The following is a 12,718-nucleotide window of genomic DNA, read 5'->3' as shown; positions in this document are numbered from 1 at the left end:
ATATGTTTGAAGCTCTAAAAAGTGTATGGAACTTTAGTGAGAAAAGAAAAGGCAGTTTAGTCAAAATTTTAATTCTATCATTTATAGAAGGCATATTCGTTATGCTGAAAATGATAGCAATAATTTTAGCGGTAAACGCCATGTTTAATAGCAATTTAATGGACAATTATATTTATAAGGTAATGATACTCGGAATTGTATGTATCATCGGCGTATTTGGTTTTGGTTATTTCACACAACTGGGTTCTGTATCCGTTGGATTTGAGATGGCGAAAGATAAAAGGTTATATTTTGGCTCATTATTTAAAAAACTCTATTTAGGGTTCTTTAGCAAAAATTCAGTAGGAAATATAAACTCAACACTGACTACATCCATTTCAACTGTAGAACAAGTTGCACCAATCATTTTAATTCATGTGATAGGTGGAATTTTATCTGCTATATCAATAGTTTTAGGATTTGCTTACTATGAAATGAAAGTTTCCGTTGTAATATTTGCAGGCATATTAACATATTTGTTTGTAGTTAATTATCAAATGAAAATTTCAAGAAGCGAAGCTCCCAAAAGACAATTAGCACAAACAAAATTAACGGAAAGTGCTATTGAATTTATACAGGGAATAAGCGTAATTAAGGCTTTTGGTATGGGAGAAAAAGATGAAAGAGTAAAAAAAGATATAGATGGTAGTTGTGCTAATAATATAAATTTATCCGAAAAATCTATTCCCTCAAGCATATGTGCCAATCTTACGATACAGCTGTTTGAAATTATGATTATTAGCTATGCGTTTTTTATGTGGAATAGTGGAGAAATTTCTCCTCAAAAAGCCATCAATTTATTGATTATGAGCTTTGTAATATTCCAGTCTGTAAGTCAAGCAGGTTCTATTCTTTCTATGATTGGACTTTTAGATAGTTCACTAAAGGATATAAGCAGTATGGAAAATGCTGAAGAAATAAAGGTATTATCACCTATTCAAAATATAAAATCCAACGAAATAGAATTTAAAAACGTGAGTTTTTCTTACGGAAAAGTAGAAGTTTTAAAGGGAGTATCAGTAGCTCTTAAACCGAACACACTTACAGCGATTATCGGACCTTCAGGTTCAGGAAAAACAACGTTTTGCAAGCTTATACCGAGATTTTATGATGTAAGCGAAGGAGAAATTCTGATTGGTGGAGCAAAAATAACAAATATCTCCACCGAAGAATTGATGAAAAATATAAGTATGGTATTTCAAAATGTGTATTTGTTTGAAGATACAATTATGAATAATATTCGTTTGGCAAAGCCAAATGCCAGTGATGAGGATGTTATATCCGCTGCAAAAAAAGCGAGCTGTCATGACTTTATAAAAAGCTTGCAAAAAGGATACGAAACTAAAATTGGTGAAGCGGGTAGCACTTTATCCGGTGGAGAAAAACAAAGAATAGCGATAGCTAGAGCAATACTCAAAGATGCTCCCATTGTGATTTTAGATGAATTTACCAGTGCTTTAGATGTAGAAAATGAACACCATATTTTGCAAGCCATCGATAATTTAGTACAGAATAAAACAGTTATTATGATTGCACACAGATTAGAAACTGTTAGGAAAGCAGACAACATCATAGTTTTAGATAAAGGGGAAATAGTACAAGAAGGAACGCATAATGAGCTTATAACTCAAGATGGGATATATAAATCATTCATTTCAATAAGAGAGCAAGCAAATAAATGGAGTTTTAAGTAAATACATCTATTTTGATCTTTGACTAAATAAATGAGTATTTAATGGGAGATGACGATGTTTTTTGATAATAAAAGTTTTTGAAAGTAACTTTTCACACAAAAATTAAATAATTCAATAACAATAAGAGTTAATTTGATTGTTATTTTCGGAGGACTTTTTACGCCAAAGTGTAGAAGTCCTCTTTTTTTATTCTCAAAAAGCAAAACAGAGAAAAAGAAAAGAAGGATAACACAATGGCTAATAAAGAATATTACCTTTATGTAAAAGGCAAAGCCGTACCTGTAAGCGAAGAAGTCTACAAAGCCTACTGGAAGATAACAGAACATGAAAAGTATTTCCAAAGAAAGGAGTGGAAGCACAATGACATATCAATTTCAGCACTGGATCATGAAGGACATTTTGTAGACAACATCATAGATGAAAAAAAGTCTTAGAAAAAATTGTAGAAGTAAAACCAAGCAAAAAAGATATGACCAGAGAAATCTAAAGGGAGTAACGAAAAGTTACACCCTTAGATACAAAAAACAAGACTTCCGAAAAGCAGAAGTCCAGAATTCCGAAAATCGGAAATCAAGAATTTCGATTATCGAAAATCTGGCAAATATCAAGGTGGATAGGATATATTATTGAATAAACGTAAAATTTATGATAAAATTACACTGATAATAGTTATCAACGGGAGGCAGGAGATAAAAATGTTAAAAAAATTTTTTGAAAATGTAAAAAATCCTAAAAATAATTTCGGCGGTCGCTTCATGGTGAAAGGAATGAACATTGGTCACGAAAAATTGGCTAAATGGGGCAGATCCTTTCTGAATATTAAAACCTCGGATGTAGTTTTAGATCTAGGATGTGGCGGTGGACGTAATGTTCAATACTTCTTAACAAAGGCTAAAAAAGTATATGGAATGGACTATTCTAAAACAAGTGTAGATATAGCAAGTTCAGTAAATAGCGAAGCTATAAGAGATGGCAGGTGTAAAATTATTGAAGCAGACGTGTCTAAACTACCTTTTGAAGATGAATCCATAAATATAGTAACTGCCTTTGAAACAATTTATTTTTGGAAGAATATAGAAGTATCTTTTAGGGAAATCCATCGTGTTTTAGTTAAGGACGGTCAGTTTCTAATATGCAACGAAGGAGCATATAGAGAGCATAAAAACATAAAAAAATGGGCGGATATGCTAGATTTTGAAGTTTATTCTCCCGAATATCTCACAGAAACATTAAATAAGATAGGATTTAAATGCGAATACCATCTGAACGAGAAAGAGCATCTAGTATTTTTAGCTAGAAAATTATAAAAAAATTTGTGAATAATGAAAAATAAATTTTTAGGAGAAGTAGATCCCAAATGATATATACCCTCTTTACTGGACAAACCAGTAAGGAGGGTATTTTTATTCGATATAGTTATGAATTTACTATAAACTATCTTCCTATGAAGTTTTGTGTAGCGTATAAGGATCCGTCACAGGCTATACCAACGCCAAGTGTATTGTAAGATGAATTTAGAATATTTTTTCTGTGACCCTTTGAATTAACCCAGGCAACATATGAACCATAGCCATCACCGTAGTTATATGCAATGTTTTCGCCTGCCGAATAATATGTGATGCCCATATCTTGCATCCTGTCAAATGGACTCTTGCCTTCAAGGTTTATGTGACTGAAGTAGCCTTTCTTAAGCATATCATCACTATGACGTCTAGCAGTTTCAGCTAGTATTTCGTCCCAACGCAAAGTATTTAGTCTGTGGAACTTTCTAAAAGCATTTACTAGGTGGAAGTTTATCTTCTCCTCTCCTGAGTAATCATTCTTATCTTGATCATAATCAACACTTTTTGAAACGTAGTAAAGTGCGTGAATGATATTGCCGTCATTTTTATCTGTATCTAGCTCAGGAATGTCTTCACTTGTAGTATCTCCTGCTTTATAATTTTTGTACTTAAAGCCATTGCCAGAAGACAAGAAACCTATTGCTAGATCATTTTTCACTAGGACAGCGTAGAAGTTATCGTAGTCACCTGTGCCATAAACGTACCATGAAGCGTCCTTATATTTAGAGTTAAGTACTTCATCAGGACTTCCAAACTCACTACTACTCATACCGATGTAGCAATTCTTGCCGCCTAGTACAAGTCCCTTGCTTTCATCAGCATTCATTAGCTCCTTGTAAGTAAGGATATTGTGTACGATCAACGCCACTTCGCCTCTATTAAGAAACTTACTACCATCACCGGCAAAGCTGTATATGCCGATGTCTTGTGCAACGTTTCTGTAGCCGTTTGGCCATGCACCAGCCTTGATTGCATACTCGTCAAGTCCAAGTATAGAGACAGCTATCTTCATAAGTTCGTTCTCTCTAATATTGTTTTGCGGTTTGAAAAACCCGTCTCCAACACCTGACATGATGTTTTTGTTCACTACCTTCATAACAGGCTCAAAGGCCCAGCTCTCAGCTTTCAAATCTTTGAATGATGTATTCGCACTTGCATCGTCATAGTTAAAGGCCTTTGCAAGTATCGCCGCAACCTCAGCTCTAGTGATTTGATTGTATACCTTGAAGCTTCCATCTGCATAGCCGTTAATTATACCCTTACTTGAAAGCTCAGTTATGGCTTTGTAGTAGTAGTCAGAGCTGTCTACATCAGTAAACGCAAATGCATTCTCACTCAAGAAAAGTATGCTAGCAAATACTAGCATTAAAGCGCATAGTCTTTTTAAATTTTTCATTTTAACCTCCATGTTTTTTTATAATCTTGGCAAATATTCTTTGCTTACTTTCTTCATTATATCATAAAGGGCATCTTAAGTAAACGCAAAGAGACATACTAAGCCTCTCACTATATAGGTAGCCACCTACTATATAGCACGCCTCTCACTATATATGAAGCCACTCACTATATATGAAGCCACTCACTATATATGAAGCCTCATACTACATATGAAGCCTCATAATATATAAGTGACTCACTACTATATACAACGTCTTTCACGCTTAAAACTTAGCTTCTATGGAGCTCAAAACGATTGACTAAAAGCCATTTATATGATAAAATAACTATATTATTATACAAGGAGGCAATTATGATTAAATTACACAACACACTAAGTGGTTTAGTAGAAGAATTCAAACCTATAAACGATACTAAGGTGAACTTTTATTGTTGTGGTCCTACTGTTTATAACGATATACATGTAGGCAATGCCAGACCTTTAGTTGTATTTGATACAGTTAGAAGATTTTTGATATTCATGGGCTACGACGTAAAGTATGTTTTTAACTTCACTGACGTAGACGACAAGATAATTAATAAAGCGAACGAAAGTGGCATCACTTCAAACGAAGTTGCTGAAAAGTACATTGAACGCTTCAAAGAAGTTGCTACTAGACTAGGCATATATGACTATCGTAACATCAACCCAAGAGCGACTGAGCATATGGACGAGATCATAGACTTCATCAAGGGTCTTATCGAGAAAGGCGCTGCTTATGAGTCCGATGGAGATGTCTACTTCGACACTACTAAGGCGAAGGACTACGGCAAGCTTTCAAAGAAGAACATAGACGACCTTATCTCAGGCTTAAGAGTTGATATAAATGAAAAGAAGAAGAATCCACTAGACTTTGCTCTATGGAAGAAGGCTAAACCAAACGAACCGCACTGGGCATCACCATGGTCAGACGGTAGACCTGGCTGGCACATTGAGTGCTCGGCTATGAGTAGGGCGATACTAGGAGATACGCTTGATATACATGCTGGCGGTAGCGACCTAGAGTTTCCTCATCATGAGAATGAAATTCAGCAAAGTGAGGCTCTAACAGGTAAGCCATTCGCTAAGTATTGGTTACACAACGGCATGGTCAATGTCGATGGCAAGAAGATGAGTAAGTCACTAGGCAATTTCATCTTGCTTAAAGCTTTGCTTGATGACTACGACAAGGATACTGTTAGGTTCTTTATACTATCGACTCACTACAGAAAGCCTATGAACTTTACAAAAGAAGGCATGGAAGGCGCAAAGAACTCGATTAAGAGGATACACAACGCTCTTAAGAGGCTTGAAGCCATTAAGGATACAGGCAAAAAAGCCTCAGACGAGATTATCAAAGACGTTGATAATGAAGTAGCAGGCTTTATTGCAGCTATGAGCGATGACTTCAACACTGCGGACGCACTTACAAGGATTTTTAACATAGTTAAGATCATAAACAAGCTTGGAGACGACGACTACGAAAGCGCGAAGTACATCGAAGCAAAGCTAAACGATTTATTAAGAGTTCTAGGTCTTGACGATAGCGAAGCCGTAATGAAAGAAGATGAGTCAGATGCATCACTTGGCGAAGATGAAGACAAGATTAAAAAGATGATAGACGAAAGAAACGAAGCAAGAGCAAATAAAGATTATGCTAAGGCAGACAAGATCAGAGATGACTTACTAGCTATGGGCATAAAGATTATAGATAGCAAAGACGGACAAAGATGGGAAAGGATCTAGATATAACAGAGCTTTTCGGCATAGAGTACTCTGATGCCGAGATAAACGAGATGAGCCCTATAAGGCTTGCCTACATTGGCGACGCTGTCTACGAGCTCTTCGTGCGCTACTACATTGCGAAAGAACCGCTAAAGGCGTACGAGCTGCAAAAGCTATCGACAAAGTATGTAAGTGCCTATGCGCAAAGAGATGCCTTTGAGAAAATTAAGGAAGATCTCACGGAAGACGAGCTTTATGTATTTAAAAGAGCCAGAAACCACAAGTCACACAAGGCACCTAAGAACACAGACAACAGTGCATACAAGGTATCAACAGGCTTTGAAGCTCTCATTGCATATCTGTTTTTGAAGAAAGACTACACTAGACTACTAGATTTAGTTAAGAAATGTTTGGAGGATTAAATTGGAAGAACAATATATATACGGAAGAAATCCCGTTATGGAACTTTTGAAAAATGATAGAGCCATCGACAAATTATATGTGCAAAAGGGCGAGCTAAAAGGCTCTATAGGTAGAATACTAAGCCTTGCGAATGAACATGGCATCATAGTTCAAAGAGTAGAGAGAGAAAAGCTTGACTCACTATCAAAGGGCGAGGTGCATCAAGGAGTCGTTGCATTCACAGCAGGCTTCGAATATAAAACATTGGAAGATGGCTTTAAGCTTGCAGAAGAAAAGGGCGAGGATCCATTTTTCGTAATCTTAGATGGCATAGAAGACACACACAACCTTGGCGCCATCATCAGAACAGCTGAGTGCGCAGGAGTGCACGCAGTCATCATACCAAAGAGAAGGTCAGCCATGGTTAATGAAACAGTTTACAAGGCATCAGCAGGCGCAGTTGACAACATGCTAGTCGTAAACGTGACAAACCTTAACCAAACCATAAACGAGCTTAAGGAAAGAAACGTTTGGATCTACGGCCTTGATATGGACGGAGAAAAGTACACAAAGGCAAACCTATTAGGCCCGGTTGCACTAGTAGTTGGCTCAGAAGGCAAGGGGCTTTCGGACTTAGTAAGAAAGAACTGCGACGCTATCATTAGCCTACCTATGTTTGGCAAAACAAACTCACTAAACGCATCAAATGCGGCAGCTATTGCCATGTATGAAATCTTAAGACAAAAGGATGAAAAAGAAAAAGCTTAGGCAGATACTCTTTGTTGATGGCTACAACATCATCAACTCTTGGGAGCATTTGAGAGATAGAAAGGAAGAGTCGCTAGAGGCAGCTCGCGATGAATTAGAGAACATCCTAGAAGAGTACATGCGCTACAACAAAGAACGCATCATACTAGTCTACGACGGTCACCTCATTAAAGGCAATCAAGGCGAAAAGAAAATAGTCAAGGGTCTTGAGATAGTTTTTACTAAAGAGAATATTACAGCAGACTCATATATCGAAAGAGAAGTTGCGAATATGCCATATGGCTATAGAATCAGAGTCGCAACCAGTGACCTTGCAGAGCAGAGCCTCATCTTTCAAAGAGGCGCTTCAAGACTTAGCTCTAGAGAGCTTGCAATAGAGATAGAGAACTCAAAGCGAACACAAAAGAGAATTTCGAAGAAGATTAACATGATAAACAATATGAAGATATCCGGCATCGATGAGACAGAACTAGAAAAGCTAAAAGATTTAAATTTATAAATATACTTTGGAGGTAATTATGAAGAAAAAATTTATACTCGCATTGCTAGCATTTGTACTTCTTTGCACATTCACTAATAAGACAGACGCACAAACATTTACCGATGTAGCAAAGCATTGGGCAAAACCATATATAGAGTACACATCGAATCTTGGATACTTCACAGGATACCAAGACGGTACATTCAAACCGAACAAAAAGATTACAAGAGCAGAGTTCGTAACGATACTTGCAAAACTAAAAGGTTTTGACAATCAAGACTACATTCTTCAGTCACAAGATGTTGTTCCAAACGATTGGTTCTCAGCATATTTAAATGATTTGGTAGCCTTAGGACTTATAAAAAATGGAATTTACTTTGATGGCAGTGCTTTGATTACAAGAGACGAAGCTTTTGGACTACTTGGGCAATTATTTCCAAATAAAACGCCGCAAGCAAATTTAACATTTAACGATAGTAAGCTAGTTAAACGTGTGAGAGATTTTTGCATTTTAAAAGACATGGGCATCGTTAGAGGAGATAACAAAAATAAAGTTAATCCAGCAAGTCCACTTTCGAGAGCTGAAGTCGCAAGTCTTATATATAATATGCAAACAAAAAACATCTTCATAGATAGGGACGAATTAAATCATGCTAAAGAAAACAATCTTTTTAATTTCGATTTTAACGTAGTAGGATTAAGAGAAAACTACAATGTTGGAGCAGCGAACGACCTTAACAATATGATAGATGAATTTAAACAAAATCTCTTTAATTTTATGGATAACGATACAAATACTACACAAGAAAATAATGTGCAAAACCAAAGTGAGATATCCCAAAAAAGTGAACTTGAAAAAGCTCGTGAATCAAAAGATTTTGTAAACTCATATGAAGAAGCTCTAGAAAAACTAAGAGTAGCACTTAGAAACCGTGAAGAGACATTTACATTCACATACAACCCATATGCATACAAGAGTAAGTACTCAAGTGCTTTCTTAGCAACCGATGCAGTAAAATTCAAAGAACACTTTGGAGCCGTACCCAAAAGCTATAGCGAAAGCGGTAATAAAGTAACACTAAAGTATGAGTATCCAGTATCAAAAGATGAACTAGAGACGTATCTAAGCCAAATCGATGATATGGTTCGCGAGCTTAATGGCAGAAGCGACTACGACAAAGTAAAGTATATACATGACTGGATAGTTAATAAGACAAAATATGCCTACGATCAATACAAATCAGGTAACTATGAACTTCAAAACGGACTCAACGTCTACTCACCTATATCAATATTCAAGTACGGCATCGCAATTTGTCAAGGATATGCGGAAACTTTTGAGCTACTTGCTAAAGAAGTTGGATTAAAATCGCAATTAATAAGTGGCGAGGCAAATAACTCTTCAGGCTGGGGCGGACACGCTTGGAACTTAGTTGAGATTGATGGAAGGCTTTATCATATAGATACTACGTGGGACGACCCTGTTTCAAGCAGTGGAAGAGATATGCTTAGGTATAAGTATTTTCTTATAGACGATAGAGAGATGTCAAAAGATCACAGGTGGAACGAAAGTAAGTATCCAAGTGCAAACAGCGGCTGTTTAAACGATGGCCTTGATAAAAATGGCTTTGGTGATCGCTACAAGTCAAACGACAGATATGACTATAGATACGATGACTATAGATATGACAACGGCTATGACAACAGATATAAATACAGATATGACGACTAATATAAAGAGTGACGAATAATATAATAAATTTTATATCAAAATAATTTAAAAAACGCTTGACAAATTGACGAAACTACGATAATATATATAGGTAGTTGTATAATACTTTTTAGAGTATTATATGAGTAGGAGGTGTATATAATGAGAGAAAAGGTCGTATTAGCTTGTACAGAATGCAATCAAAGAAATTACACAACAAAGAAGAATAAAAAGAACACAACAGAAAGAATTGAACTTCAAAAGTATTGCAAGTTCTGCAAGAAACACACAGCACATAAGGAAACAAAATAATTTTTAGGAGTTGATAGCATGGAAAAGAAAGGTAAAACAGGTACATTCTTAAAAGGCGTTAAAGCTGAAATGAGAAAAGTTATTTGGCCTAGTAAAAAGGATTTAACTAATTACACATTAGTTGTAATTGGAATTAGCGTTGCAGTAGCAGCATTAGTTTACCTTATTGACCTGGGAATTGGTGCATTATTTAAACTATTTATTAAATAACAATGAGTGATTTAGATTTAAACGAAAACAAAGCTACATCTATCGATTTATCAGATAGAGAAGCAGATGCCCAATGGTATGTAATCCATACGTATTCAGGATATGAAAACAAGGTAAAAGCTACAATTGAAAAGATGATAGTTAATCGTGGCACAGCTGACGGAGTGTTTAAAGTTGAAGTGCCTACAGAAGAATACGTAGAAAAAAAGGATGGCGTCAAAAAAATCAAATCCAGAAAGATATTCCCAAGCTACGTGCTAGTCAAGATGATTATCAACGATAAATCATGGTATCTAGTAAGAAATACCAGAGGAGTAACAGGTTTTGTTGGACCACAATCAAAACCAATACCATTAACAGAGAAAGAACTTTATAACCTAGGCGTTCATACAAAGTCGATAATCGACGATACAAAGAAAGACATAAACTACAAACACGGAGACCACCTAGCCGTTACAGACGGACCGTTCAAGGGTTTCGAAGCAGTTGTAGATTCAGTCAACGAAGACGCAGGAACAATAAAGTGTTCTGTTAATATGTTCGGTAGGGACACACTAGTAGAGTTTGAATACTACCAAGTAAGCCCTATCACTAAATAGCTATTATCATTTAAGATAATATATATAAGTGCATTAGCACAATAATCGAGGAGGTGCGAATATGGCAAAAAAAGTTAGTGCAATTGTCAAACTTCAAATACCGGCTGGAAAAGCTACACCTGCACCACCGGTAGGAACTGCACTTGGACCACACGGCGTAAATATTATGCAATTTACAAAGGAGTTCAATGCTAAGACTCAAGATAAAGTAGGTCTAATTATACCAGTTGTTTTAACAGTATATCAAGACAGATCATTTACTTTTATCACAAAGACACCACCAGCTCCAGTATTGATCAAGAAAGCTCTTAACATTCAAAGCGGTTCAGGCGAACCAAACAAGAAGAAAGTAGCAAAACTTACAAAAGATCAAGTTAAGGAGATCGCAGAATTGAAGATGCCAGACTTAAATGCAGCAAGTGTAGAAGCAGCTATGAGCATGGTTGCTGGAACTGCAAGAAGTATGGGCGTTGAAGTAGAAGAGTAATTCTACTTACAGGTGGGAGAAAAATCGTTAATACCACAAGGAGGTTAGAAAATGGCAAAAAGAGGTAAAAAATACCAAGACAGTTTAAAAGAATTCGATAGACAAGAATACTTTGACGCAAAAGATGCCATCGGTCTAGTAGTTAAACTAGCAAAGGCTAAATTTGACGAAACTGTTGAACTACACTGCAGATTAGGTGTTGACTCAAGATATGCAGACCAACAAGTAAGAGGCGCAGTAGTACTACCACACGGTACAGGTAAAACTAAAAAAGTTTTAGTTATCGCAAAGGCAGACAAACAAGAAGAAGCTAAACAAGCAGGCGCAGACTATGTTGGAGCAGAAGACATGGTTGAAAAGATTCAAAAAGAAAACTGGTTCGACTTCGACGTTATCGTTGCAACACCAGATACTATGGGTCTTATCGGTAGACTAGGTAAGGTACTAGGACCTAAGGGCTTAATGCCAAACCCTAAGTCAGGAACAGTTACATTCGAACTTGAAAAGGCAATCAAAGATATCAAAGCTGGTAAAGTAGAATATCGTTTAGACAAAGCAAACATTATTCACTGCCCTATCGGAAAAGTATCATTCGGCCCTGAAAAGCTTGGAGAAAACTTTGACGCTATCATGTCAGCTATCATCAAAGCTAAACCAGCTGCAGCAAAAGGAAAGTATTTAAGATCAGTTACACTTACATCGACTATGGGTCCTGGAGTAAGAGTAAACAGCTCAAAAATTACTGAATAAACTGTTGACAACTCACAAAGCATTTGATATAATAAACTAGTTAGCAGAGTTAATTTAATAGGAATATATAACCGTAGACAGTAGGAGCGTTAAGCTTAATTACCTACCGAGGATAGATAGCCAGTATCAACCCCCTTATGTCTATAAGAGGGTTTTTTATTGACATAGACTTAAACGGGCTTAGCCGAGAGCTAAGGTTCCTATTTTTCCAGTGGAGGTGAAATAGTGAAAGAACATGTTTTAGAACAAAAGAAACAAGTAGTTCAAGAAATTAAAGAAAAACTTGAAAAATCAGAATCCGTAGTTCTTATGGACTACAAAGGATTAAACGTTGCAGACGTTACAGACCTTAGAAAACAATGCAGAGAAAACAACGTAGAGTACAAAGTATACAAAAACACAATGCTTAGATTTGCTCTACACGAAATCGGCGTTGAAGGACTAGACGAGTACTTGGAAGGAACAAATGCAGTAGCATTTGCATACGACGACCCAAGCTCAGCTGCAAAAGTAGCATACAAGTTTGCAAAAGGAAACGACAAACTTGAAATCAAAGTTGGTTTAGTTAACAAAGACATCTTTGGACTTGATCAATTAAAACAATTATCAGAACTACCATCGAAGGAAGTTCTTATCGCACAAGTACTTGGTGGCTTAAACGGACCAATCCAAGGCTTTGCCAATGTATTAAATGGAACTATGAAGGGCTTAGTTGTAGCTCTTAACCAAATTGCTGAACAAAAAGCAAAAGAAGCATAAAAAATTTTTGGAGGTATTTAT

The 12,718-nt window shown here is 36.3% G+C and carries 15 protein-coding genes and 1 other annotated feature; of the genes, 14 read left to right on the top strand and 1 reads right to left on the bottom strand.

Translation table 11 applies throughout. The annotated features are described in order from the left end of the window. The first annotated feature begins 2 nt into the window (after nt 1-2). The 3 genes from KO172_RS00690 to KO172_RS00680 all read left to right on the top strand — a co-directional run bounded on the left by KO172_RS00690 (nt 3) and on the right by KO172_RS00680 (nt 3,040). Nucleotides 3-1,733 carry an ABC transporter ATP-binding protein gene (locus tag KO172_RS00690; RefSeq protein ID WP_215491685.1) on the top strand — a complete coding sequence of 577 codons (1,731 nt, stop codon included), beginning with the start codon at nt 3-5 and terminating at the stop codon, nt 1,731-1,733. Nucleotides 1,734-1,966: 233 nt separating this feature from the next. After that, complete coding sequence (locus tag KO172_RS08280) at nt 1,967-2,167, top strand: hypothetical protein (protein ID WP_445080623.1); 201 nt, start codon at nt 1,967-1,969, stop codon at nt 2,165-2,167. Nucleotides 2,168-2,428: 261 nt separating this feature from the next. Further along, nucleotides 2,429-3,040, top strand: coding sequence for a class I SAM-dependent methyltransferase (locus tag KO172_RS00680; protein ID WP_215491684.1), 612 nt, complete (start codon nt 2,429-2,431; stop codon nt 3,038-3,040). Between the two features lie 127 nt (nt 3,041-3,167). On the opposite strand, the gene KO172_RS00675 is transcribed toward KO172_RS00680, so the two are convergent. Continuing rightward, a complete protein-coding gene (locus tag KO172_RS00675; protein ID WP_215491683.1) occupies nt 3,168-4,472 on the bottom strand; it encodes a CAP and S-layer homology domain-containing protein in 1,305 nt (434 codons plus the stop codon). A 354-nt stretch (nt 4,473-4,826) separates the two neighbouring features. Here KO172_RS00675 and cysS point away from each other — a divergent pair, with 354 nt between their 5' ends. The 11 genes from cysS to rplJ all read left to right on the top strand — a co-directional run bounded on the left by cysS (nt 4,827) and on the right by rplJ (nt 12,697). Then, nucleotides 4,827-6,239: a cysteine--tRNA ligase gene (gene cysS, locus KO172_RS00670; RefSeq protein WP_215491682.1), complete on the top strand. Its 1,413-nt coding sequence runs from the start codon at nt 4,827-4,829 to the stop codon at nt 6,237-6,239. Then, entirely contained in the window at nt 6,224-6,640 is a 417-nt protein-coding gene (locus tag KO172_RS00665; RefSeq protein WP_215491681.1) for a Mini-ribonuclease 3, read from the top strand. Before cysS ends, KO172_RS00665 begins: the two co-directional genes overlap by 16 nt. 1 nt (nt 6,641) lies before the next feature. After that, nucleotides 6,642-7,388 carry a 23S rRNA (guanosine(2251)-2'-O)-methyltransferase RlmB gene (gene rlmB / locus KO172_RS00660; protein ID WP_215491680.1) on the top strand — a complete coding sequence of 249 codons (747 nt, stop codon included), beginning with the start codon at nt 6,642-6,644 and terminating at the stop codon, nt 7,386-7,388. Further along, nucleotides 7,369-7,887 carry an NYN domain-containing protein gene (locus KO172_RS00655; protein WP_215491679.1) on the top strand — a complete coding sequence of 173 codons (519 nt, stop codon included), beginning with the start codon at nt 7,369-7,371 and terminating at the stop codon, nt 7,885-7,887. The genes rlmB and KO172_RS00655 overlap by 20 nt, the downstream gene beginning before the upstream one ends. A gap of 19 nt (nt 7,888-7,906) precedes the next feature. Continuing rightward, nucleotides 7,907-9,601: an S-layer homology domain-containing protein gene (locus KO172_RS00650; protein WP_215491678.1), complete on the top strand. Its 1,695-nt coding sequence runs from the start codon at nt 7,907-7,909 to the stop codon at nt 9,599-9,601. 141 nt (nt 9,602-9,742) lie between these two features. After that, nucleotides 9,743-9,892 carry a 50S ribosomal protein L33 gene (rpmG, locus tag KO172_RS00645; protein ID WP_019213927.1) on the top strand — a complete coding sequence of 50 codons (150 nt, stop codon included), beginning with the start codon at nt 9,743-9,745 and terminating at the stop codon, nt 9,890-9,892. A gap of 18 nt (nt 9,893-9,910) precedes the next feature. Next, nucleotides 9,911-10,102 (top strand): preprotein translocase subunit SecE, encoded by a 192-nt coding sequence (secE, locus tag KO172_RS00640; protein ID WP_215491677.1) that lies wholly within the window; start codon nt 9,911-9,913, stop codon nt 10,100-10,102. Between the two features lie 2 nt (nt 10,103-10,104). Next, on the top strand, nt 10,105-10,701 hold the full coding sequence (nusG, locus tag KO172_RS00635) for a transcription termination/antitermination protein NusG (protein WP_251320098.1): 597 nt from the start codon (nt 10,105-10,107) through the stop codon (nt 10,699-10,701). Between the two features lie 61 nt (nt 10,702-10,762). Next, nucleotides 10,763-11,188: a 50S ribosomal protein L11 gene (gene rplK / locus KO172_RS00630; RefSeq protein ID WP_215491676.1), complete on the top strand. Its 426-nt coding sequence runs from the start codon at nt 10,763-10,765 to the stop codon at nt 11,186-11,188. A gap of 51 nt (nt 11,189-11,239) precedes the next feature. Beyond that, entirely contained in the window at nt 11,240-11,938 is a 699-nt protein-coding gene (rplA, locus tag KO172_RS00625; RefSeq protein ID WP_215491675.1) for a 50S ribosomal protein L1, read from the top strand. A 53-nt stretch (nt 11,939-11,991) separates the two neighbouring features. After that, nucleotides 11,992-12,105: a sequence feature (ribosomal protein L10 leader region), on the top strand. A gap of 55 nt (nt 12,106-12,160) precedes the next feature. Beyond that, complete coding sequence (rplJ, locus tag KO172_RS00620) at nt 12,161-12,697, top strand: 50S ribosomal protein L10 (protein WP_374047643.1); 537 nt, start codon at nt 12,161-12,163, stop codon at nt 12,695-12,697. The last annotated feature ends 21 nt before the right edge of the window (nt 12,698-12,718 follow it).

The sequence above is a fragment of the Fenollaria sporofastidiosus genome (assembly GCF_943169635.2).
Taxonomy (GTDB): domain Bacteria; phylum Bacillota; class Clostridia; order Tissierellales; family Peptoniphilaceae; genus Fenollaria; species Fenollaria sporofastidiosus.
Note: the sequence above shows the minus strand (reverse complement) of the source record. Positions and strands in the feature narration are given on the sequence as shown.